Here is a 23,688-nt window from a genome sequence, read left to right on the forward strand (position 1 = left end):
TTCACGCCCGCGTCGGCACCCCGCCGTGCAGCGTCGCGACGCGGTCGCGCAGGTGGCCGCCGGCGCGGCCGTGCATCGAGGCGGCGGCTTCGGCGACGATGGCGAGCGCGATCGCCTCGGGGCCGTCGCCGCCGAGGTCGAGCCCCACGGGGCCGAACAGGCGGTCGCCGGCGACCGTCGCGCCGCGCGCCGCCAGCTCGGCGAGCATGCGCTCGGTCCGCGCGCTCGGCCCGAGCACGCCGACGTAGCCCGCGGCGGTGACCGACAGCGCGCGCACGTACTCGGTGTCGCGCGCGAAGTGGTGCGACATGACCACCGCCGCCGTGCGCGCGCCGAGCGGCACGACGTCGGCCAGCAGCGCCGGATCGGCGCACTGGACGACGCGCGCGCCGGGGAAGCGCTCCGACCGCGCGTGCTCCACCGGCCGGTGGTCGACGACCGTCACGTCCCAGCCGAGCTCCGTGGCGAGGCGGACGACGGGCACGACGTCCGGCCCGCTGCCGCAGACGACGAGCTTCACCGTCGGCTGCACGATCTCGAACGCGACCTCCACGCCGCCCGACGTGACGACCATCCCGCGTCGGCCCGCAGCGAGCGCCGCGTCCTCGTGCGAGGGCAGCGCGGCGCGCACGGCGCCGTCGCCCCACTCGCCGGTCGAGTGCGTGACGCCGCCGGCGAGCAGCGCGTGCGCGCCGACCGCCGGGGCCCCAGCGCCCTCGCCCTTCACGACGGTGGCCAGCGCCGAGGGGCGCTCGGCGGCGAGCGCCAGCGCGAGCAGCGCCGACACCTCCGCCGCGCGGGCCGGCGCCAGCGGCTCGAGCAGCACGTCGATCAACCCGTTGCAGCCGAGCCCCAGCCCCCACACCGCGTCGTCGTCGGCGCGCGTGTCGTAGCTCACGACCTCCGCGCGGCCGCTCTCGTGCACGCGGCGCGCGTGAAGCGCGAGGTCCGACTCCAGGCACCCCCCGCTCACGAGCCCCACCGTCGACCCGTCGACGCGCGCGACCATGCGCGACCCGACGCCGCCGTAGCTCGACCCCACGACGCGCACGACCGTGGCCAGCACCACCGTCTCTCCGGCGGTGGCGGCGGTGCCTAACGTGTCGACGATGGTCCGAAAAGCAGTCATTGGGCTCGTCGTGGTGGTCGTCCGCAGATGACGCGGATGATCAGCTCCAGCGGAGATCGTGCTTCGACAGCGGCAGCGAGCGCACGCGCTTGCCCGTCGCCGCGTAGATGGCGTTCGTCAGCGCCGGCACCACGGGCGGCAGCGCGGGCTCGCCGAGTCCGGTGACGGGGAAGTCCGTCTTCTTGAAGTGGACCTCGACCGGCACCGACTGCGCCATGCGGAGGAGCGGGAAGTCGTTGAAGTTCGACTGGACGACGCGTCCCTTCTCGATCGTGATCTCCTGGCCTAACGCCTGCGCGATGCCGTCGAGCACCGAGCCCTGCGCCTGGTTCTCGGCCCCCGATGGGTTGATGATCTCGGCGCCGATGTCGCCGGCCACCCACACCTTGAGCGGCGTCACCTTCCCGGCCTTGGTCACGCGCACGTGCACCACCTCGGCGAAGTAGCCGCGGTGGCTGAAGTACGTGGCGACGCCCATCCCCTCGCCGCGCGGCAGCGTCGTCTTCCCCCAGCCCGACTTCTCGGCCACGAGCTCGAGCACGCCCTTCATGCGCTGGCCGTCGAAGCCGGCGGGGCGCGGACCGTTAGGCGGCGTCGTCGGCGCGGGCTCGGGGAGCGGGTGGTCGAACAGCTCGAGCCGCAGCGCCACCGGGTCGCGGCCGGCGGCGTGCGCCAGCTCGTCGAGGAACGACTCCATCGCGAACGCGAGCCCGTTGCTCCCCGGCGCGCGGAGGTATCCCGTCGGCACGCCGAGCGGCATGGTGGACATGCCGAGCTGGTAGTTCGGCACGAAGCGCCCGGGGAACTCGCCGCCCGACATCCCCGCGCCGGCGACGACGCGCTCGCCCTCGCCGAACGTCACGAAGTGGTCGCGCCACGCGGTGAGCTTGCCCGCCGCGTCGACGCCGCCGGTGAAGAAGTGGAACCCGGCGACGCGGTAGAAGTCGTGCTTGATGTCGTCCTCGCGCGTCCACAGCAGCTTCACCGGCACGCCCGCCTGCTTCGCGATCGCCGCCGCCTCCACCATGTACTCCGTCATCAGCCGGCGCCCGAACCCGCCGCCCGAGCGGGTGATGTGCACGGTGACGTCGGTCTCCGGGATGCCTAACGTGCGCGCGACGAGCGCGCGTCCCGCGGCCGGCGACTGCGTCGGCGCCCAGATCTCGACCTTGCCGTCGACCCACTGCGCGGTGCAGTTCTGCGGCTCGAGCGAGGCGTGGGCGATGAACGGGTAGAAGTACGCCGCCTCCACCGTCTTCGCCGCGCCCGCGAGCGCCGCGTCGACGTCGCCGTCGCGGCGTACCACGCGCTGCGGCGCCGCCTTCGACAGCTCGACGGCGCGCGCCGCGTAGCCGGCGCTGCTCTGCTGGGCCGTGGGATGCTCCTCCCACTGCACGGCGAGCTTCGCGCGCGCGGTGCGCGCCTGCCACCACGAGTCGGCGACGATCGCCACGCCGGGCAGGAGGCCCGCGAGGTCGGTGCCACCGTCGACGACGAACGCGTGGCGCACGCCGGGCTGCGCTTTCACGACGTCGAGGTTCGCGCCGGCGACCTTCGCGCCGAACACGGGGCTCTTCTCGAACACCGCGTACTTCATCCCCGGCACCGTGACGTCGATGCCGTACATCGGCTTGCCCGTCACGATCGCCTTCGTGTCGACGCCGCGCGTGCGCGTGCCGATGATCTTGAAGTCCTTCGGGTCCTTCAGCGTCACCGTCGCGAGGTCGGGCGCCGCGACGGACGCGACGCGCTCGCCCAACGCCTGGTACGCGAGCGAGCGGCCGCTCGCGCGGTGGTGCACGACGCCGGACGCGGTGTCGCACTCGCTCTCCGGCACGCCCCACGTCTGCGCGGCCGCCGACACGAGCATCGCGCGCGCGGCGGCGCCGACGCGGCGCATCGGGATCCAGTTGCTCGGCGTCGCCGTGCTGCCGCCGGCGCTCTGTCCCTGGAACTTCGTCGTGTCGAGCGGGGCCTGCTCCACGCGCACGTTCTTCCAGTCGACGTCGAGCTCCTCGGCGATCAGCATCGGGAGCATCGTCTTCACGCCCTGACCGATCTCGGGGTTCTTCGCGACGATGGTGACGATGCCGTCGGGCGCGATGCGGATGAACGCGTTGGGCGCGAAGCCCTCCGGCGCCGCCGCGCCTAACGCCTCGGCCGGCGACAGCGCGTCGAGGTAGCCGGCGAGCACGAGGCCGCCGCCGGCGAGCGCGCTCGCCTTCAGGAAGTCGCGGCGCGAAAACGTGGTGTTGGGCATCGGCGGCCTCACTTGCCGGCCTCGGTGACCCGCACCTGCGCCTTCAGCTCGGCGGCGCGGTGGATCGCCTGGCGGATGCGGAGGTAGGTGGCGCAGCGGCACACGTTCCCGTTCATCGCCGCGTCGATGTCGGCGTCGGTCGGCTTCGCGTTGCGCGCGAGCAGCCCGGCGGCGGCCATGATCTGGCCGGCCTGGCAGTAGCCGCACTGCGGCACGTCCAGCTCGTCCCACGCCCGCTGCAGCGCGTGCGTCCCGTCCGGCGAGAGCCCCTCGATCGTCGTGATCGACGCGCCCTGCACGGCGGAGACGGGGAGGCTGCACGAGCGCGTCGGCGCACCGTTGAAGTGCACGGTGCAGGCGCCGCACAGGCCGGCGCCGCAGCCGTACTTGGTCCCCTTCATGTCGAGCGCGTCGCGCAGCACCCAGAGCAGCGGGGTGTCGGCCGCGACGTCGACCGTGGTGGACCTGCCGTTGACCTTGAACGCGACCTTCATGGGGGGCTTTCCTCGCGCGGCGACGCGGGTGGCGGGGGGACGGGCCGGGACTCTCTCGAATTACGCACGGCCGACCGAAAATGTGGGGCGCCGTGGACCCGGCCGCCACGGCCGTTCGCGTATCATTCCGCCTATGCCCGACGCTCCCGTCGTCGCCGACCTCGCGCTGGCGCGCCGCCTCGAGTCCGCCGAGGGGCGCGCGAACGCCGCGTTCGTCGAGTCGCGGGCGCGGTGCGACCCGTCGGTGGGCGCCACGTGGCGCGAGGTGGCGGGCGCGCTCGCGATGTTCGACGGCGCGGGCTCCCCGTGCACACAGACGTTCGGGCTCGGCCTCTCCGCCCCCGCGGACGATGCCGTGCTGGCCGAGCTGGAGGCGTTCTTCGCGTCGCGCGGCGCGGACGTGTTCCACGAGGTCTGCCCGCTCGCCGGCCCGGAGCTGCTCGCCCGGCTCGCTGACCGTGGCTACCGCCCGGTGGAGCTGACGAGCGTCACGTTCCAGCCGCTCGACGCGCGTGCCGCCGCGGTCGAGCCGGCCGACGCGTCGATCACGGTGCGCCGCACGGGGCCGCACGAGACGCGGCTGTGGGCCGCGACCGCCGCACGCGGCTGGGCGACCGAGGGCGCGCACCTCGAGGCGTTCATGCAGTCGTTCGGCGAGGTGAGCGCGTCGGCCGCGGGGACGGTCTGCTTCGTGGCCGAGCGCGGCGGGGACGCGATCGCCGCCGCGGCGCTCGCGATGCACGGCGGCGTCGCGCTGCTCGCCGGGGCGAGCACGCGCCCCGAGTGGCGCGGGCTCGGCGCGCAGGGCGCGCTGCTCCGCGCGCGGCTCCGCCACGCCGCCGCCGCGGGGTGCGACCTCGCGATGCTGTGCGCCGCGCCCGGCGGCCCGTCGCAGCGCAACGCCGAGCGCGCGGGGTTCCGCATCGCGTACACGCGCATCAAGTGGCGGCGCGGTGGGACCGATTCCACCGGATGATGGCCGGTGACGACGCGCTGATCGCCGGCTGACGGACTCTCGGTACCGTCTCCCCACACGATGCCCTGGGGGAGATTATGTCGAGGCTCGCGATCGCCCGGTTGCTGTCCGCCGCCGTCCTGCTCGCCCTCCTGCCACTCCACGCCGACGCGCAGCTCGGCGGGCTGAAGCGGCTCAAGAACAAGGTCAGGCCCGATTCCGCGACGAAGGCCGCGGCCGCCGCCCGCGACAGCGCGGCCCACGAGGGCTCGGCGCACGACAGCGCCGCCATCGCCGCCGCGCTCGCCGCGCACACGAAGAGCGACTCCGCACCGCAGCGCTCGCGGCTCAAGAAGCTCGCGTCCGCGGCCGCCTCCGCGTCGGCGAAGTTCGAGGACCTCACCGGCGTGTCGGCGACCGACGCGGCGCTCGCCGTCACGGGCGTCGGCGCGGGCAACCTCGTCGCGAAGAAGCTCGGCGTCGACCCGTCGACCGTCGCGTCGCGGGCGCTCGCGAGGGCCACGGGGCAGGGCGGGGCGATGCCGTCGCGGCCGAGCATGGCGGCGACGTCGGGGATGCCGCCGACCGGCGCGGCCTCGGGCACGTCCCGGATGTCGACCATGGCCGCGATGCCCGGCATGCCGGGCATGCCCACGATGCGCGGCGCCCCATCGGGCTCGACGGACGGGATCAGCGACGCCGACATGCGCACGCTGGAGGCGTTCCAGCAGGAGATGATGCGCGTCTCGACCGCGGCGAGCCGGGGCGACCGGGACGCGGAGGCGAAGCTCGAGCGGCTGCAGACCATCTCGCTGAAGTACCAGCCGGAGATGCAGAAGCTCTCCACGCAGATGGCCGCCGGCGACATGGCGACGGCGCGGCGCCTCCAGGCGATCCAGTTCGAGATGATGCGCGAGTGGCTCGGGAAGCCGAAGCGAGCCACGCCGTAGCCTGGCCGGCTCGGCGCGCGCAGCCGATCTTGGAGCCGTGAGCGCGCCGAGCCCGGAGTTCTTCGCCCTGCAACCCGCCGTCGCCGGCCGGTACTCGCTCGAGCGCGAGATCGGCCGCGGCGGCATGGGCGTCGTCTTCCTCGCCCGCGACGTCGCGCTCGACCGGCCGGTGGCGATCAAGCTGCTGCCGCCGACGCTCGCCGCGCAGCCGGCGGCGCGCGAGCGGTTCGTGCGCGAGGCGCGCGTCGCGGCGCGGCTGTCGCACCCGAACATCGTGCCCATCCACGCCGTCGAGGAGACGGACGACCTCGCGTGGTACGTCATGACGTTCGTCGACGGCGAGACGCTCGGCGAGCGGGTGCGCCGCGCGGGGCCGCTTCCCGCGCGCGACGCGATGCGCGTGACGCAGGAGGTGGCGTGGGCGCTCGCGCACGCGCACGCGCACGGCGTGGTGCACCGCGACGTGAAGCCCGACAACGTGCTGCTGGAGCGCGGCAGCGGGCGCGCGCTCGTCACGGACTTCGGCATCGCGCGCGCCGTCGAAGGCACGACGCCCATCGACGGCACGGCGATCGGCACGCCGGCGTACATGAGCCCCGAGCAGGCGGCGGGGGAGCGCGCCGACACGCGCAGCGACCTGTACTCGCTCGGCGCGACGGCGTTCTACGCGGCGAGCGGCCGGCTCCCGTTCGAGGCGCCTAACGCGCTGGCGATGCTCGCACGCCACGCGGCGGCGCCGGCGCCGCCGCTACTCGCCGCGCGTCCGTCGCTGCCGCCGGCGTTCACGCGCGCGGTGGACCGGTGCCTCGCGAAGTCGCCCGCCGAGCGGTGGGAGAGCGCCGAGGCGCTCGCCGCGGCGCTCGGCGCCTCGCGCGGCGACGTGCCCGAGGTGCCGGCACCGGTGCGCGCGTTCCTGCGCGACGTCGGCGGCGCGGGCAGCGAGATCGGCAACGCGCTGCTCGCGTCGCTCGTCGCGGCCACCGCGGCGGTGCTCGAGGATCCCGGGCTGTTCGGCATCTCGCTCATCGTGCTCATGGTGTGCACGATGCTCACGGCGTGCATCGCGCTCGCCCGGCTGGCTCAGGTCGGGCTGCGCGCGCGGACGCTGCTCGCCGCCGGATACGGTCACGGAGCCGTGCGCCCGGCGCTCGCGCTCGAGACGCGCGCCGCGCAGGAGGAGGGCGACGGCGCCGACGCGTCGCGCGCCCGCGTCCCGTTCGGCTGGATCGCGTTAGGCGTCGCGGCGACGGCGTTCTGCTACTGGCTCACGACGCTCGACCTCCTCGCGCTCGGCACGCTCGGCGGGGGCGGCGGCATCGTCGCGGCGACGGCGACGCTGCGACTCGTGTGGAACGCGTGGATGCGGCGGCCCGGTGGGCTCTGGCGCCGGCTGCTCGCGGGACGCTTCGGCAGCGCGCTGTTCCGCGTCGCGGGGATCGGCCTGCGCGGCGCGGCGCCCGCCGTGCCGGTGGGCGGCGAGCCGACGGTGCTCGCGTTGGGCCGCGCGGCGGAGGAGCTGTTCGTCGCGCTCCCCGCCGACGCACGCGCCCGACTCGGCGACGTGCCGGCGCTGCTCGCCCGGCTGCAGGCCGACGCGCTCGCGCTGAAAGCGCGCGGCGAGCCCGCGGCCGACGAGCGGCACGCGACCGCGGTGGCCGCGCTGGAGGCGGTGCGGCTCGATCTCCTGCGGCTGCACGGCGGCGGCGGCTCGCTCGACGAGCTGACGCGCGACGTCGAGGCGGCGCGCGCGATCGGCGCGCGCATCGACGCCGAGCTCGCGTCGCGCGAGGCGATGCGGCGACTGGCGGACGCGGCGACTCCGGCCTGATCGACGCCTGGCAGCCCCCGGCGCACGCGTCTATCGTTGCGCCACGCCGCTGCCCACCGAACCAGTATCGTCGACGCCATGCGCTCGCTTCGCGCGCTCGTCCTGCTCGCCGTCCTGCCGCTCTCGTCGCTCGCCGCGCAGGGCACGCGCCTTCTTCGCCAGCCCACGCTGAGCGCGACGCAGATCGCGTTCACCTACGGCGGCGACCTGTGGGTCGTGAGTCGCGACGGCGGCGACGCGCGTCGGCTCACGAGCACTCCCGCGGTCGAGAGCGAGCCGCAGTTCTCGCCCGACGGCAAGTGGATCGCGTTCACGTCCACGCGCTCGGGCGGGCCCGCGGTGTGGGTCGTGCCGGCGGAGGGCGGCGACGCGCGGCGGCTCACGTGGAGCCCCGCCGGCGAGCGCGCCCGCGGCTGGACGCCCGACGGCCGCGCGGTGCTGTTCGCGTCGGGCCGCGTCTCCGCGCCGACGTCGTACGCGAAGCTGTTCACCATCCCGCTCGACGGCGGCCCGGCGCGGCAGATCCCGGCGTACATGGGCTTCCGCGGCAGCTTCGCGCCCGACGGCAAGCGGCTCGTCGTCGACCGCGTCGACCGGTGGGACGTGGAGTTCCGGTCGTACCGCGGCGGCCAGAACACGCCGCTCACCATCACCGACGCGACGAGCGGCGCCGAGACCCGGCTGCCTAACGAGCGCACGATGGACATCGATCCGGTGTGGCTCGGCGAGACGATCTACTTCCTCTCCGACCGCGACTGGGCGACGAACGTGTGGTCGTACGACACGCGCACGCAGGCGCTGAAGCAGCTCACGCGCTTCTCGAACGCCGACGTGAAGTCGCTCGGCGGGCAGGGGAGCACGCTCGTCTTCGAGCAGGACGGCTGGCTGTGGACGATGGACGCCGCCGGCGGCCAGCCGAAGAAGCTGACGATCGAGGCGCGCGGCGACTTCCCGTGGGCGATGCCGCACTGGACCGACGTCACGCGACAGATCGCGAGCGCGTCGCTCGGCCCCACGGGCAAGCGTGCGCTGTTCGAGGCACGCGGCGAGATCTTCACGGTACCGGTGGAGAAGGGCGACGCGCGCAATCTCACGCGCTCGCCGGGCGCCGCCGACCGCGCGCCGGTGTGGGCGCCCGATGGGCAGCGTGTGGCGTGGTTCTCGGACGAGGGGAGCGGCTACCGGCTGCTCGTCGCGAGCGCCGATGCGTTAGGCACCCCGCGCGTCCTGCCGATCGCGGACGCGAAGTTCGCGTGGAGCCCCGCGTGGTCGCCCGACGGCGCGCGCATCGCGTTCGTCGACGACAAGGTGCGGCTGCGCGTCATGGACCTCGCCACGGGCCGCCTCACGACCGTCGACACCGGCGGCGCGGCGAACGACCAGGGCTCCATGCGGCCACAGTGGTCGCCCGACTCGCGGTGGATCGCGTACGCGAAGTCGTTCCCGAACCAGTTCCGCCGCATCGTGGTGTGGGGCGGCGCCGACGGCGCGCGCCACGTGCTCACCGACGCGCTCGCGAGCGCGGGGGAGCCGGTGTGGGACCGCAACGGCCGCTGGCTCTACTTCCTCGCGAGCACGGACCTCGGCGTGCAGAGCGGGTGGGCGGACCTCGGGAGCCTCACGCGCACGTCGACGAACTCGGTGTACGTCGCCGTGCTGCGCGCCGACGAGGCGACGCCGTTCCTGCCGGAGAGCGACGAGGAGGCGGCGGCGCGCATCATCGGCGCGCCCACCACGCCGCGTCCGGGTACGCCGACGCCGGGCGCGCCGCGGGACTCGGCACTCGGGGCTCGGGACTCGGGGCGCGTGGCGGTGCGCGCGCCGACCGACAGCACGCGAGTCCCGAGTGCCGAGTCCCGAGTCCCGACCGTGCGCATCGACTTCGACCGCATCGACCGGCGCATCCTCGCGCTGCCGATGCCGGCGCGCGACTACGCGCTGCTCGTGCCCGGCCCGGCCGGCGTGCTGTTCGTCGGCGAGCGCGTGCCGAACCAGCCCGGCACCGCGCTGCACCGGTTCGACATGACGAAGCGCCGCAGCGAGCCGTTCGTGAGCGGCGTGTCGCGCGTCTCGGCGTCGGGCGACGGGCAGAAGCTCATGTGGCAGGCGGGGCAGAGCTGGGTCGTCGCCGGCACGGCCACGGCGCCGCGCGCCGGCGAGGGGGCGCTGCGCGTTTCGTTAGGCATGCCGCTCGACCCGACGAAGGAGTGGAAGCAGATCTTCGACGAGGCGTGGCGCATCGAGCGCGACTTCTTCTACGACCCGAACCACCACGGCGCCGACTGGACCGCGGTGCGCGCGCGCTACGAGCCGCTGCTGCCGTGGGTGCGCCACCGCGACGACCTCACGTACGTCGAGGACATGATGGGCGGCGAGCTGTCCGTCGGGCACTCGTTCACGCGCGGCGGCGACTACCCGGCCACGGACTCGTCGCAGATCGGCGCGCTCGGCGCGGACCTCGTCGCCGACGGCGACCGGTGGCGCATCGCGCGCATCTACACGAGCGAGAGCTGGAACCCGGGGCTGCGCGCGCCGCTCGACGCGCCGGGGGTGAAGGCGCGCGTCGGCGACTACCTCCTCGCCGTGAACGGCGTCCCCATCACGACGCGCGACGAGCCGTGGAAGGCGCTCGACGGCACCGCCGACCGGCAGACCGTGCTGCGCCTGAACGATCGGCCTAACGACGACGGCGGATGGAACGTCACCGTGGTGCCGGTGCGCAGCGAATCGCAGCTGCGGCAGCGCGCGTGGATCGAGGACAACCGCCGGCGGGTCGACTCGCTGTCGCACGGCACACTGGCCTACGTGTGGGTGCCCAACACCAGCCCGCCGGCGATCACCGCGTTCGACCGCTACTACTTCGCGCAGCAGGACCGCCACGGCGCCGTGATCGACGAGCGGTTCAACGGTGGCGGCCTGCTCGACGACTACATGGTGGGGATCATGCTGCGGCGACCGGTCGGCGGCGTGTCGACGTTCGTTCCCGGCGCGCCGAACACGCGCCTCCCGGCGTCCGGCATCCTCGGCCCCAAGGTGCTCGTGACGAACGAGCTCGCGGGCTCCGGCGGCGACTACTTCCCATGGGTGTTCCGGCAGATGGGGGTCGGGCCGCTCATCGGCACGCGCACGTGGGGCGGTCTCGTGAACGCGTCCGTGCCCTACCCGCTCGTCGACGGCGGCACGATCACCGCGCCGGCGCTCGCCGTGTTCGGGCCGAGCGGCCAGTACATCGTCGAGGGCGAAGGGGTGCCGCCCGACATCGAGGTCGTGCAGGAGTCGCAGGCCATCGCGCGCGGCCGCGACCCGCAGCTCGAGCGCGCCGTGCAGGAGGCGATGAAGCTCGTCGAGACGAAGGCGGTGCTGGCGCCGCCGCGTCCGGCGAAGATCCCGGAGCATGCGCGGCGACCAGGTGGAAGTCGTTAGGCGGCTACGCTTGGTTTATTGACCGCAGAGGACGCAGAGGGCCGCAGAGGACTGCCCTTTCTTTTGAACCACAGAGGACACGGAGGACACAGAGGAGAACCTTTCAAAAGAGGTGGTTTCCTCCGTGTCCTCCGTGTCCTCTGTGGTAAAAAAGCAGTTGCCGTTCTCTGCGGCCCTCTGCGGCCCTCTGCGGTTCAATTCAATCGCCCAGGCCCTGGACGATCCCGCGCACCGCCTCGATCTCGTCCTCGTTCACCCCGTGCCCCATGCCGGGGTACAGCCGCATGTCGACGTCCCCGCCGAGCCGGGCGAGCACCTCGGCCGTCTCGCGCACGCGCTCGGCCGGGATGTGGAAGTCGACGTCGCTGCAGCCAAGGAACACGGGCGTGCCGTCGAGCGACCCGGCGTAGTCGCGCGGCGTGCCGTCGGGGCCGATCAAGCCGCCGCTCAGCCCCGCGACGCCGCCGTAGCGCCGCGCGTGGCGCGCGACGTACTCGGTCGCGAGACACGCGCCCTGCGAGAAGCCGAGCAGCATCGTGCGCTCGGGCGGCACGCCGGCGTCCGCGATGCGCGCGAACAGGCGGTCGATCGCCCACATCGACGACGTGATCCCCGGCTCGTTGCGTGGGATGGGCGACATGAAGCCTAACGGATACCACGTGCCGCCCGCCGCCTGCGGCGCGAGGTACGCCACGCCGTCGACGGGGAGCGCCTCGGCGAGCGACAGGATGCTCTCCGCCGACGCCCCGCGCCCGTGCACGAGGATCACCGCGGCCCGCGCACCGTCGAGCGCTGCGCCAGCCGTCCGCACCGGCTGCCCCGCGTGCGGGTCGTCGCGCGTTGGGCTCGCCGTCATGGCTTGCGCGACGCGCGGAACTGGAGCGAGTCGTTCTCGTCGCGCAGATCCAGCGTGGCCGCCTTCGCGCCCGCGCGCGTGAACTGGAACACCATCTCCGGCCGGTAGACCTCGTAGATCTTGCCGTCCGTGTCGTAGAGGCCCGGCACGAACCAGTCGGGCGCGACGCGGATCATCGCGAAGCGGCCCATGTACGCGTCGTAGGGATCGAACTGCGCCTTCATCGTGCGCGCGGTGTCGTCGTAGGTGACGACGAGCGCCGCGGTGATCGGCTTCCCCTGCCGGTCCTTGTCCGCGTACTCGAAGCGGCCGAGGTACGGCAGCGCGTCGGCGGCGGCCATGGTCACCGTGAGCGACGGTTCGACCTCGACGCGCAGCGCGACGCGCTTGCGCTCCCACTGGAACGCGAGCGTGCCGCCGTCCGCGCGCAGCTCGGGGAACGACCACGTCAGCACGTCGGTGAACGCCGCGCTGTCCACGTGCACCGGGAAGCGCACCTGCGTCGCGCTCGAGTCGGGCGGGTTCATGTGGTAGCGGCGGTCCTGCGGGTCGAGCACGAGCGTCCAGTCGCCCGTCTGCCGCACGACGAACCACACCGAGTAGCGTCCCTTCGGCACCGCGTGGCCGTCGAGCTTCACCCCCTTCGACGTCTCGAGCGTGGTGGCGTAGTTCGCGCCCGGCGTCCACACCTCGCCCCAGTGCACGGCCTTCGTGCCGAAGATCGGATCCCGACCGCGCGCGCGCGGCCGCGAGTACTGCACCGTGATCTTCGTGCCGTCCATGATCTGCGACACGGAGCCGATCTCGCTCGCGCGGATCTGCGCGTGGGCGAGCGTCGGCGGCACGACGAGGAGCGCGGCGAGCGCGCGGATCGAGCGAAGCATGGCGCGCCTCATCCGAACTGGGCGTCGACGGCGACGCGGATCTCGTCCAGGGTCTTGCCTTCCTTGTGCAGGCGGGTGACCAGCCGCGCCTGTCCCTGGCAGATGGGACACGCGCGCGCCATCGCGTCGCCCTCGAAGCACGAGAGCAGCGAGTAGTAGCCGGTCATCGACGCGCAGCCGCAGTTGCAGCGGATCCCGTCGACGATCTGCGGGATCGCCCGGACTCCATCGAACAGCGGGACGAGCTTCGGCGAGTCGGCGAGCTGCTCGTGCGTGAGCACCTTCGCGCCGGTGATCCCCGGACGCGGCGTGGGATGCGGGGACGGTGCCGCCCGGCCGGCGCGCGGGAGGAGGCCCGCGCCGAGCGTCGCCGCGCACGTCGCGACGAAGCGGCGGCGCGAGAGAGAAGGTATCGGCATGGGGCTACGGTACCATCCGATGGGACGACGCGGCAAGTTACGCGGATGGAGATCGGCATCTACACGTTCGCCGAGACGGGGCGCGACCCGGTCGGCGGCAATACGATCGGGCCGGCCGAGCGGATGCGCGACCTGCTCGAGGAGATCGAGCTGGCCGACCAGGTCGGGCTCGACGTCTTCGGCGTCGGCGAGCACCACCGCGCCGACTACGTCGTGTCGGCCCCCGCCGTGGTGCTCGCGGCGGCGGCGGCGCGCACGTCGCGCATCCGGCTCACGAGCGCGGTCTCGGTGCTCAGCTCCGACGACCCGGTGCGCGTGTTCCAGCAGTTCGCGACGCTCGACCTCGTCTCCGGCGGGCGGGCCGAGATCATGGCGGGGCGCGGCTCGTTCATCGAGTCGTTCCCGCTGTTCGGCTTCGACCTGCACGACTACGACGCGTTGTTCACGGAGAAGCTCGAGCTGCTGCTGAAGCTGCGCGAGCAGGAGCGCGTGACGTGGAACGGCCACTTCCGCGCGCCGCTGTCCGGACAGGGCGTGTATCCGCGGCCGATCCAGGATCCGCTACCGGTGTGGATCGCCGTCGGCGGCACGCCGCAGTCGGTGGTGCGCGCGGGCACGTTGGGCCTCCCGCTCGCGCTGGCGATCATCGGCGGCACGCCCGACCGCTTCGTGCCGTACGTGGATCTGTACCGCGAGACGGGCGCGCGCGCCGGGCACGACGCGTCGCGGCTCAAGGTGAGCATCAACTCGCACGGCTTCGTCGCCGAGACCGCGCGTGAGGCCGCGGACGTGTTCTATCCGCCGCACGCCGACGTGATGACGCGCATCGGCCGCGAGCGCGGGTGGCCGCCGCAGACGCGCGCGCAGTTCGACGCGCAGACGGGCCCGCGCGGCGCGCTGCTCGTCGGGAGCCCGCAGGAGGTCATCGACAAGATCCTCTACGAGCACGAGATCTTCGGCGGGCTCGATCGGTTCCTGCTGCAGCTCACGGTGGGGCCGACGCCGCACGCGGCGGTGATGCGGGCGATCGAGCTCGTGGGCACGCGCGTCGCACCGGCGGTGCGGCAGGCGACGGCGCGCGCGGCGGAGCCGGCGTGAGAAGCGTGCGCGTGTGACGTCGTGTCACGGGAGCGCGACCATCGCGCATTCACCGTGACCTCGACCGGATCCCGTCATGACCGTTTCCACGCTCGCCCGTTCGTGCGGCACGCTCGCCGCACTCGCCCTGCTCGGCGCCGCGCAGGCACGCGTCGCGCACGCGCAGCCCGCCGTCCCGCACCCCGACTCCGCCACCGCTCGGCCGCAGCCCCGCGGCGGCGTCTCCGGCGGAGTGAACGGCGACAAGAAGCCGGCCGCTCCCACGCCGATGGGCGGCGCGTACGGCGGCGTCCTCGGCGACAGGTCCGCGAAGAACGGGACCATGACGAGCGGCGGGGCCGCACTGGACACGAGCGCCGCGCGCGCCCGCAAGCCGTGACGCGTTAGGCGCGTCAGTCGACGCCGGCGAAGATCTCCGCGAGATTGACGGGCACCACGAGATCGAGCTCGGGCACCCGCCAGCGGATGTTGTCGCGCACGATCTCGCCGGCGCCGGGGGCGCGGCAGACCTCGACCGACTGCTCGCGCCGGTCGACGAGCCACACCTCACGCACGCCCAAGGCGAGGTAGGCATCGCGCTTGAAGTCGCGGTCGTAGTAGCGAGACGAGGGGCTGTACACCTCTACCGCGAGCCAGCGCTCGGTGACGTCTGCCCACGTCGCGTCCGACGCGAATCGTGGCGGGACGGCGAGGATGTCCGGCTCGAGCTGCGTGCCGGGCGGCCTCGTGACCGCTCCGTGGCCGAACACGTAGGCGTGGCCGGGGAGCTGCACAGCCACGATGAGCCGCGCGAGGATCCGGCTCACCACGATCTCGTGCACCGGCGCCGGCCCGGGCGTCACGAGCAGCACCCCGTCCAGCAGCTCGTAGCGGTTCCCGTCGCTCGGGAACCGCTCGAGATCGTCGACGGTGTAGCGCGGGATGGTGACGGCCATGGCCATACGCTATATCCTCGGCGGCGCGGTTGTCCACTCGGCATGCGGGCACCATGCGCGTGCTTCGCCGAGGCGCCGCACCGATCCGACGCGCCGCGTACCAGAACGATTGCCGCGCAGTGCCCGACGCCACACCGACGCCGAAGCGACAGACCGACATCTACCTCGCCGGCGCCGCGGGAGCGAAGCCACGCGTGCCCGTGGACCCCGCGCGCCTCGAGGCCGACGCGTCACGCGCGATGAGCGCCGCGGCGTACGCGTACGTCGCGGGCGGCGCGGGGAGCGAGGAGACGGTGCGCGCGAACCGCCGCGCGTTCGAGCGCCGCCGCCTCGTGCCGCGCGTGCTGCGCGACGTGTCGGTGCGCGACACGAGCGTGGAGCTGTTCGGGCGCCGGCTCCCCTCGCCGCTCGTCGTGTCGCCGGTGGGCGTGCTGGAGCTCGCCCACCCCGACGCCGACCTCGCCGTCGCGCGCGCCGCCGCGTCGTTAGGCATCCCCATGGTGTTCTCGAGCCAGGCGTCGGTGCCCATGGAGGCGTGCGCGGGCGCCATGCACACGTCGCCGCGATGGTTCCAGCTCTACTGGAGCCGCGACGACGAGCTGGTGGAGAGCTTCGCGCGCCGCGCCGAGGCGTGCGGCTGCGACGCGATCGTCGTCACGCTCGACACGACGCTGCTCGGCTGGCGCCCGCGCGACCTGGAGCTCGGGCACCTGCCGTTCCTGCGCGGGCAGGGGATCGCGCAGTACACGAGCGACCCGGTGTTCATGCGCAAGCTCGCCGAGCCGCTGCCGGGCGCAGCGCCGGCGCGCGTGCGTCCCACCGCGGCCGCCGTGCGCACCCTGCTCGCGATGGCCCGCGCCGTCCCCGGCGGCGCGCTCCGCAACCTGCGCACGGGCACCGCGCGCGCCGCCGTGCGCCGCTTCGTCGCCACGTACTCGCGTCCGTCGCTCACGTGGGCCGACCTGCCGTTCCTCCGCGCGCGCACGCGCCTGCCGATCGTGCTGAAGGGGATCCTCCACCCCGACGACGCGCGCCGCGCGCTCGACGCGGGCGTCGACGGCGTGTGGGTCTCCAACCACGGCGGCCGCCAGGTCGACGGGAGCATCGCCGCCGTCGACGCGCTGCCGGCGATCGTGGAAGCGGTCGGCGGACGCGCACCGGTCCTCATGGACGGCGGCGTGCGCGGCGGGGCGGACGTCGTGCGCGCGCTCGCGTTAGGCGCGCGGGCGGTGGGGGTCGGCCGCCCGTACGTCTACGGGCTCGCGCTCGCCGGCGAGGCGGGCGTGCGCGAGGTGCTCGCGAACCTCGTCGCCGAGTTCGAGCTGACGATGGCGCTCGCGGGCTGTCGGTCCGTGTCGGAAATCGATCGAGGGTGCCTCGTTGAACTGCATTGAACACAGATTACACAGACAAGCAACAGCGATGAGGCGATCGCTATTAGCTTCAGCCTCATCGCTGTGGCTCGTCTGTGCAATCTGTGGACGAAAACGCCGAGCCCAATGAGCCGCGTCATGTCCAATTTTCATCGTTTCGCCGTCATGCTCGCGACCGTCGCCGCACCGCTCTCGGCGCAGCCGCGCGAGCTCTCGGTCGCCGACAGCTCGCCGTTCCGGCAACTGCCGCTGCCGTCGCCGAACGAGTACCGCGGCGGCGACGGACGGCCGGGGCCGCGGTACTGGCAGCAGCGCGCCGACTACCGCATCGTCGCGTCGCTCGACACGGCGACGCACATGCTGCGCGGTCGCGAGACGATCCACTACGTCAACAACGCGCCGCGCGCGCTGCCGTACCTCTGGCTGCAGGTGGAGCAGAACATCTGCGCGCCGACGTCGATCATGAGCACGCTCGATCAGCCGCCGCTCGTCTTCGGCGAGGTGTCGTTCGACTTCTCGTGCGGCGGGTTCACCGGGCAGCCGTCGCTCGACACCGCGACGATCGCCGGTGCACCGATGAAGCGGACGCGCTACGGCACCACGCTGCGCATCGACCTTCCGCGGCCGCTCGCGCCGGGCGCGTCGGTCGATCTCGACTTCGCGTGGCACTTCACCGTGCCCGAGCAGGGCGTCGGACGCATGGGGCGCGACGGGCCGCTGTACGAGATCGCGCAGTGGTACCCGCGCATGGCGGTGTACGACGACGTGCGCGGGTGGAACCAGGAGCCGTACATCGGCGCCGGCGAGTTCTATCTCGAGTACGGCGACTTCGACGTCACGCTCACGCTGCCCGCGAGCTATCTCGTCGCCGCGACCGGCGAGCTGCGGAACCCCGAGGCGGTGCTCACCGCCGCGCAGCGCGCGCGCCTCGCCGCCGCGCGCCGCTCCGACACCGCGGTCGCCATCGTGACGCGCGCCGAGGCCGGCGACCCGCGACGGACGCGTCCCGGCAACCACCCGTACACGTGGCACTTCACGGCGACGAACGTGCGCGACTTCGCGTGGGCCGGGGCGCCGAACTGGATCTGGGACGCGAGCGGCTACGACGGGATCCTCATCCAGACGCTGTATCGCCCGACGGCCGACAAATGGCCCGAGGCACAGAAGATGGCGCGCACGACCATCAAGCACTTCAGCGAGCAGTGGTACCGCTACCCGTGGCCGCACGCGACGACGGTCGAGGGGCCGGTGCAGGGGATGGAGTACCCGATGCTCACGTTCGTGCCGAACCTGAGCAATCGCCAGGAACAGTTCTGGGATCTCGCGCACGAGTTCGGGCACGAGTGGTTCCCGATGATCGTCGGGTCGAACGAGCGGCTCTATCCGTGGATGGACGAGGGATTCAACTCGTTCATCGACCTGCGCAACGCGGCGCTCTACTTCGCCGGCACCGCATACGGCGACACGATCGAGGTGAACCCGCTGCACCTCGCGGCGACGCACACGACGGCGGGGCAGGAGCAACCGCTCATCACGAATCCCACCGAGGTGCGCGACCTGATGTGGACCGGCTACCAGAAGCCGGCGCTCATGCTGCACCTGCTGCGCACCGAGGTGCTCGGTCCCGAGCGGTTCGACGCCGCGTTCCGCGACTACATCGCGACGTGGGCGTTCAAGCACCCGACGCCGGCAGACTTCTTCCGCGTCATGCGCGACGCGTCGGGGATGGATCTCGACTGGTTCTGGCGCGACTGGGTGTACACGACCGCGCGCCTCGACCAGGCCGTGGACTCGGTGACCGCGGGCGGCGCCGACCGCCGCGCGCGCGTGTGGCTGTCGAGCCGCGGCACGATGATCATGCCGGCCGAGCTGCGTCTCACGTTCGACGACGGCACGACGGAGACGGTGCGGCTCCCGGTGCAGATGTGGAACCTCGGCCCGCGCTTCACGTACCGCGCGCCGGCCGGCAGGACCGTTAGGCGCGCGGAGGTGGATCCGCGGAAGGTGTACCCCGACATGGACCGCGCGAACGACGCCTGGGAGCGGCGTTAGGCGGAAAGAGTGTAGGATGCGCGCCACGCCGGCGTGGCGCGCGCACCACAGGGTCGTGCGGACCGCCCGCCGTAAAGCCGCCTGCCTAACCGTCGGCGCGGCGGCGACTTGCGTCCGATTGCGCCGCCGGGCCACGAGTCTTGCCCCATGCCGGCCCCGGACCAGCCACCGGGAGGCGTCATGCTCACCAGTCCGCTCCGGGACCGCTCGCTCCACCTCGCGCTCGTCGTCGCGCTGCTCGCCGGGGGCCCGTGTGCCGCCGCCGCGCAGGCCGATTCCGCCGCCGCGGCGGCCGCCGACAGTGCGATCCTCGCTGATTCCGTGCGCACGGTGACACGCTGGCTCGTGGCGAACGGCGCTCCCGAGCGCCGCGCCCGCACCGTCGCGGCGCACGTCATGGAGTTCGCCCGTCTGCGCGCGCTCGATCCGTTGCTCGTCGTCGGCGTCATCGGCGTCGAGAACGCGTCGCTCGCGCCGACCGCGCGCTCGCGCGCGGGAGCCCGCGGCGTCATGCAGGTCATGCCGAGCTGGAAGAAGGACATCCGCGGCTGCGGCAACGACATGCACGACCTGCGCGTCAACATCTGCCTCGGCACCGCCGTGCTCCGCATCGCGCTCGACGCGTCGGAGTCGGTGCGGGAGGCGCTGCTCCGGTACAACGGCTGCGTGCGCGCGAAGGGGTGCGGCGTGTACGCGACCGCGGTGTTCGGACGCGCGGGCTACGCCCTGCTCGCCAGTCGGCAGAGCGACTCGACGGCCGTGCCGCGCCGGGCGCCGACGGCGGTCGCCGCCGCTGCCGCGGGAGGAAGCATGTAGGGGCCCGCGCTTGCCAGTGCATCCAGCCGCCTCTATCGTGACGCACTCTCCGATACGAGGCGGCGATGCTCGCTCTGCTCGTCTGCCTGCTGCTCGCACCATCCGCGGCACCCGCCGGCGAGCCGCCGCGCGCCGTGGTGCGCGCCGCGACCCGTGCCGTGGAAGGCGACAGCGCGACGCGACTCGGCGCGCAGTGGAGCGCACGCGTGGCGCGCGACTCCGGCGACCGCGCGGCGGTCCTCGGCGTCGCGACGCTCGCGCGGCTGCGCTACGACTATCCGACGTCCGAGCGGCTGTATCGCCGACTCGATGCGGGGCCCGCGGACGGCTACGCGCTGTATGCGCGGCTCGGCCTCGGCGAGGGCCTCGAGGAGCGGCGCTTCACGCCCGCCGCGGTGGCCGAGTTCACGCGCGCCCGCGCGCTCGCGCGCACCCTGCGTGACGACGGCGCGGCGGCGCACGCGCTCGTGTGGCTCGCGTCCTCGCGCGGCAAGACGGAGGGGCTCGACGTCCTCGGGGCGCTGCTCGACACGACCGCGCGGCTCGTGCCCGACTCCGCGTTCGACGTGCGCGCGCTGCTCGACATCCGCCGCGGACTGCTGTACGCGCTGCGCGGTCGTCCGCGCGAGGCGCAGGCCACGGTCGATTCGGGCATCGCGCTCGCGCGGCGGGCACACGCGCTCCGCATCGAGGGCGACGGCTATCTGTCGCTCGCCAAGGTGCTGCTGCTGCACAACGCGCCGTTCGACTCGGGGCTCGTGGCCGCGCATCGGTCCGCGGCGCTGTACGAGCAGGCGCACGCGAACGGCGCGCTCGCCAACTCGCTGATCTGGCACTCGTACGCGCTCGAGTCGCTGGGACGATACGCCGAGATGCGCGAGGTCGCGCGGCGCGCGCTCGCCGAGGGCGAGGCGACGCATGCCCCGTCCGCCGTCGCCGACGCGCACCGCCTCATGGGCCTCCTCGCGATCAACTTCGGCGACTGGGCCGCCGCGGCCCAACACCTCGATCGCGCGGCGGCGCTGTCGCTCGCCACGGGCGACACCGTGAATCTCCTGCTCACGCGGAAGTTCCAGGGGTTCGCCGCGCTCGCCGGCGGCGACACGGCGCGCGCCCGACGGCTGGCGACGGAGCGACTCGTCTGGTCGCGCCGCGCGCAGGACTTCAACGGCATCTTCGAGTCGCAGCGCGTCCTCGCCGCGGTCGCGCAGCGGGAGCGTGACTGGACGGCGGCGGCGAGCGCGCTCGCCGCCGCGCGCGCGCAGCTCCCGCGGCTCCCGGGCGCGGACTACCGCGACGAGATCACCGACGACGAGGCGCGGCTCGCCGTCGCGCGCGGCGACCTCGCCACGGCCGAGCGTGCACTGCAGCAGTACATCCGGAACCTCGCCGTCGCGCCCGGCGATCCGACCGAGACCGACTTCGTCGGGTTCGACGTGCGCATCCGCCTCGCCGACGTGCACGCGCGGCGGAACGACGTCGCGCGCGCGGAAGCGGAGATGGCCGCCGCGCTCGACGACGTGGAGCATCTGCGCGCGCGACTGAGCGACACCGAGCTGCGGACGCTCGCCTTCCAGCGGGCGCACGTGTTCTCGGCGGCCGCGGAGCCGCACGGGTTGGAGGACGCGTGGGCGCGCGCGCTCGGCGCGATCGTCGGCGGCGGGCGCGCGATCGCCGCCTTCGACCTCGCGGAGCGCTGGCGCGCGCGCGAGCTCATGGACCGTCTCGACCGCGCCGACGCGCTCCGCGCCGCCGCGCCGGCCGTCGCGCGCGCGGACACCGCGCGCCACGTCGCCGCGCGCTCGCTGCGCGCCGTCGACGTCGCGGCGGCGCTCCCCGACGACCGCACGGCGCTGCTCGCGTACGTCGGCGGCGCGGGCGCGCCGCTCACCGTGTTCGTGGTGCGGCGCGACGGCGTGCGCGCGCGGGTGCTGCCGCCGGTCGACTCGCTCGCCGACCGCGTGACGCGCTTCGGCCGGCTGCTGGAGAGCGGCGTCGACGCGGCGCGGCTCGGCCGGACGTTAGGCGCGGCGCTGCTCGACCCGGCGATGCCGCTGCTCGACGCGCGCGTCACGCGGCTCGTCGTGGTGCCCGACGGGCCGCTGCACCGGCTGCCGTTCGACGCGCTGCGGCTGGCCGACGGGCACCTCGCCGTGGAGCGGTGGGCGTTCGGCGTCGCCCCCTCCGCGTCGGTGGTGGCCACGCTCTGGCAGCGGAGCGGCAGAGAGGCGCGCGCGACGCGCGTCGTGCGCGCGGCGGCACCGGCGGCACCCGCGGCGGCGCCGCTGCTCGCGTTAGGCAACCCGACGGTCCGCCTGTCGCGGGCGTCGGCCGGCGGGGCGGCGGAGGAGACGTATCGCGACGCGTTCGACGCGTCGGGCGGGCTGCCGCCGCTCCGCGGTGCCGAGCGCGAGGTGGCGCTCGTGGCGCGCTACTCGCCGTCGGCCGACGTGCGCGTCGGCGACGCGGCGAGCGCGCTGTTCCTGAAGCGCGCCGACCTCCGGCGCTATCGGGTGCTGCACTTCGCCACGCACGCCGTCGTCGACGAGCGCTCGGCGGCGCGCACGGCGCTCGCGCTCGCACCCGGCGGCGGCGAGAGCGGCTTCGTCGGACCGGGCGACCTCGCCGCGCTGCGCCTCGACGCCGACCTCGTGGTGCTCTCCGCGTGCCGCTCGGCCGGCGGCGTCGTCGTCGGCGGGGAAGGGATCCAGGGACTCACCGCGCCGTTCCTCGAGGCGGGGGCGCGCTCGCTCGTGGCCACCGAGTGGCGCATCCGCGACCAGGGCGCCGTGCCGTTCGTCGACGCGTTCTACGCGGCGCTCGCGCGCGGCCTCCCGGTGGCCGACGCCCTGCGCGTGGCGAAGCTCGACGCGGTGCGGCGCGGCGAGCCGCCGCGCACGTGGGCGGCGTTCGTCGCCGTGGGGGACCCGCTCGTCACGGTGCCGCTGAAGACGCCGGCGGGCGGGGTCTGGGCCGGGCTCGTGCAGCGCGTGATGAACGCGTTCGCCACGCCGGGCCGCGGCGGCGCGCCGCGTTAGGCACCGCGCAGCGCGTACGTCGCGAGCCCCACCGCGGCGCCGGCGAGCACGAGCCATGCCGAGTTCACGCGAAAGCGCAGCAGCGCGATCGCGCTGACGATGGCGACGATCACCGTCGGCACGTCGACGAGCGCGGAGCGCGCGAGCTGCCACGTCACCACCGCCATGAGCGCGAGCGATCCGACGTTCACGCCGTCGAGCGCCGCGCCGGCGACCACGGAGCGGCGGATCCGCGGCACGAGCGGCCCGCTCAGGGCGACGAACACGAACGCCGGCAGGAAGATGCCGAGTGTCGCGACCGCGGCACCCGGCGCACCGGCGAGCACGTAGCCGACGAACGTCGCCGTGGTGAACACCGGCCCCGGGGTCACCTGCCCCACCGCGATCGCGTCGAGCAGCTGCCGCTCGGTGAGCCAGTGCAGCCGCTCGACGAGATCCGCGCGCAGGAACGCGAGCAGCACGTAGCCGCTGCCGAACAGCACCGCGCCGACCTTCAGGAACACGGCGAACAGCGGGGCGAGCCCGAGCGGCGCGGCGGCGGCGGGGCCGACCGACCACACGAGGGGCGATTTCCAGAACGCCACCGCGCTTCCGACGCCGTGACGCGCGTGCGCCAGCACCGCGCACGCGCCGGCCGCCGCGAGCACGAGCAGCTCGTGCACGCCGAGCGCCGACGCGACCACGGCGCCGACGCCGATCGCGGCGAGCACGCGCGACTTCACCGCCGTGTGGCCGAGCGTGAACAGCGCCTGCAGCACGACGGCGATCACCACCGGCTTCACGCCGCGCAGCACGCCCACCGCCGCGGGGAGCGCGCCGAAGCGCACGTACGCCCACGCGATCGCGCCGACGAGGAGCGCCGCGGGGAGGATGAAGCAGGCGCCGGCGACGAGGAGCCCGGGCCAGCCGGCGCGCGCGTGACCGACGTGGATCGCGAGCTCGGTGGAGTTCGGCCCCGGGATCAGGTTCGTCGCGCCGAGGTAGTCGAGGAACGCCTCGCGCGTGAGCCAGCCGCGGCGTCGCACGACCTCGTCCTCCATCATCGCGACGTGCGCCGCGGGCCCGCCGAACGCGGTCGTGCCGAGTCGGAGGAAGAGGAGCGCGAGCTCGCGCAAGGAGGACGTCCGGGCGTGCATGCGGCAGTATCTTAGTCGCGCCGCCCGTTCTTCTCGCCCCCG

At 74.0% G+C, this 23,688-nt stretch carries 18 protein-coding genes; 10 read left to right on the forward strand and 8 right to left on the reverse strand.

Translation table 11 applies throughout. The features are described from left to right. Position 1 precedes the first annotated feature (1 nt). From J421_RS10805 to J421_RS10815, 3 genes are read right to left on the reverse strand one after another with little or no spacing between them, the layout of a single operon-like run. The gene (locus J421_RS10805) at positions 2-1,129 is read right to left on the reverse strand and encodes an XdhC family protein (protein ID WP_104022497.1); all 1,128 of its coding nucleotides are present in this window, start codon (positions 1,127-1,129) and stop codon (positions 2-4) included. A 40-nt stretch (positions 1,130-1,169) separates the two neighbouring features. After that, a complete protein-coding gene (locus J421_RS10810; RefSeq protein ID WP_025411191.1) occupies positions 1,170-3,389 on the reverse strand; it encodes a xanthine dehydrogenase family protein molybdopterin-binding subunit in 2,220 nt (739 codons plus the stop codon). An 8-nt stretch (positions 3,390-3,397) separates the two neighbouring features. Beyond that, the gene (locus J421_RS10815) at positions 3,398-3,883 is read right to left on the reverse strand and encodes a (2Fe-2S)-binding protein (RefSeq protein ID WP_025411192.1); all 486 of its coding nucleotides are present in this window, start codon (positions 3,881-3,883) and stop codon (positions 3,398-3,400) included. Between the two features lie 133 nt (positions 3,884-4,016). Between J421_RS10815 and J421_RS10820 the strand changes: the two genes are divergently transcribed. The 4 genes from J421_RS10820 (at position 4,017) to J421_RS10835 (ending at position 11,039) form a co-directional block, all read left to right on the forward strand. Beyond that, complete coding sequence (locus J421_RS10820; protein WP_025411193.1) at positions 4,017-4,859, forward strand: GNAT family N-acetyltransferase; 843 nt, start codon at positions 4,017-4,019, stop codon at positions 4,857-4,859. Between the two features lie 77 nt (positions 4,860-4,936). Further along, entirely contained in the window at positions 4,937-5,788 is an 852-nt protein-coding gene (locus J421_RS10825; RefSeq protein WP_025411194.1) for a hypothetical protein, read from the forward strand. 37 nt (positions 5,789-5,825) lie between these two features. Beyond that, positions 5,826-7,616, forward strand: coding sequence for a serine/threonine-protein kinase (locus J421_RS10830; protein ID WP_025411195.1), 1,791 nt, complete (start codon positions 5,826-5,828; stop codon positions 7,614-7,616). Between the two features lie 78 nt (positions 7,617-7,694). Continuing rightward, a complete protein-coding gene (locus tag J421_RS10835; protein ID WP_025411196.1) occupies positions 7,695-11,039 on the forward strand; it encodes a S41 family peptidase in 3,345 nt (1,114 codons plus the stop codon). A 199-nt stretch (positions 11,040-11,238) separates the two neighbouring features. Here the strand turns inward: J421_RS10835 and J421_RS10840 are convergent, their stop codons facing one another. Genes J421_RS10840 through J421_RS10850 form a run of 3 tightly spaced genes read right to left on the reverse strand, consistent with a single transcriptional unit; the run spans position 11,239 to position 13,198 of the window. Beyond that, positions 11,239-11,895: an alpha/beta hydrolase gene (locus J421_RS10840; RefSeq protein ID WP_025411197.1), complete on the reverse strand. Its 657-nt coding sequence runs from the start codon at positions 11,893-11,895 to the stop codon at positions 11,239-11,241. Further along, positions 11,892-12,779, reverse strand: coding sequence for a DUF2911 domain-containing protein (locus tag J421_RS10845; protein WP_025411198.1), 888 nt, complete (start codon positions 12,777-12,779; stop codon positions 11,892-11,894). The genes J421_RS10840 and J421_RS10845 overlap by 4 nt, the downstream gene beginning before the upstream one ends. Positions 12,780-12,787: 8 nt before the next feature. Further along, positions 12,788-13,198 carry a hypothetical protein gene (locus J421_RS10850; RefSeq protein WP_025411199.1) on the reverse strand — a complete coding sequence of 137 codons (411 nt, stop codon included), beginning with the start codon at positions 13,196-13,198 and terminating at the stop codon, positions 12,788-12,790. 45 nt (positions 13,199-13,243) lie between these two features. Here J421_RS10850 and J421_RS10855 point away from each other — a divergent pair, with 45 nt between their 5' ends. Continuing rightward, entirely contained in the window at positions 13,244-14,296 is a 1,053-nt protein-coding gene (locus J421_RS10855) for an LLM class flavin-dependent oxidoreductase (protein ID WP_025411200.1), read from the forward strand. A gap of 76 nt (positions 14,297-14,372) precedes the next feature. Further along, positions 14,373-14,675 carry a hypothetical protein gene (locus J421_RS10860; protein ID WP_025411201.1) on the forward strand — a complete coding sequence of 101 codons (303 nt, stop codon included), beginning with the start codon at positions 14,373-14,375 and terminating at the stop codon, positions 14,673-14,675. Between the two features lie 13 nt (positions 14,676-14,688). Here the strand turns inward: J421_RS10860 and J421_RS10865 are convergent, their stop codons facing one another. Then, a complete protein-coding gene (locus J421_RS10865; protein WP_104022499.1) occupies positions 14,689-15,237 on the reverse strand; it encodes a Uma2 family endonuclease in 549 nt (182 codons plus the stop codon). A 113-nt stretch (positions 15,238-15,350) separates the two neighbouring features. Between J421_RS10865 and J421_RS10870 the strand changes: the two genes are divergently transcribed. The 4 genes from J421_RS10870 to J421_RS10885 all read left to right on the forward strand — a co-directional run bounded on the left by J421_RS10870 (position 15,351) and on the right by J421_RS10885 (position 22,510). Continuing rightward, complete coding sequence (locus J421_RS10870) at positions 15,351-16,625, forward strand: alpha-hydroxy-acid oxidizing protein (protein ID WP_025411203.1); 1,275 nt, start codon at positions 15,351-15,353, stop codon at positions 16,623-16,625. A 117-nt stretch (positions 16,626-16,742) separates the two neighbouring features. Then, a complete protein-coding gene (locus J421_RS10875; RefSeq protein WP_148306258.1) occupies positions 16,743-18,656 on the forward strand; it encodes a M1 family metallopeptidase in 1,914 nt (637 codons plus the stop codon). 180 nt (positions 18,657-18,836) lie between these two features. After that, positions 18,837-19,472: a transglycosylase SLT domain-containing protein gene (locus J421_RS10880; RefSeq protein WP_025411205.1), complete on the forward strand. Its 636-nt coding sequence runs from the start codon at positions 18,837-18,839 to the stop codon at positions 19,470-19,472. 65 nt (positions 19,473-19,537) lie between these two features. Further along, complete coding sequence (locus J421_RS10885) at positions 19,538-22,510, forward strand: CHAT domain-containing protein (protein WP_025411206.1); 2,973 nt, start codon at positions 19,538-19,540, stop codon at positions 22,508-22,510. Here the strand turns inward: J421_RS10885 and chrA are convergent. Continuing rightward, positions 22,507-23,646: a chromate efflux transporter gene (gene chrA, locus J421_RS10890; protein WP_104022502.1), complete on the reverse strand. Its 1,140-nt coding sequence runs from the start codon at positions 23,644-23,646 to the stop codon at positions 22,507-22,509. The two genes, J421_RS10885 and chrA, sit on opposite strands and share 4 nt — an antisense overlap. Between the last annotated feature and the right edge of the window lie 42 nt (positions 23,647-23,688).

The sequence above is a fragment of the Gemmatirosa kalamazoonensis genome (assembly GCF_000522985.1).
GTDB classification, from domain to species: domain Bacteria; phylum Gemmatimonadota; class Gemmatimonadetes; order Gemmatimonadales; family Gemmatimonadaceae; genus Gemmatirosa; species Gemmatirosa kalamazoonensis.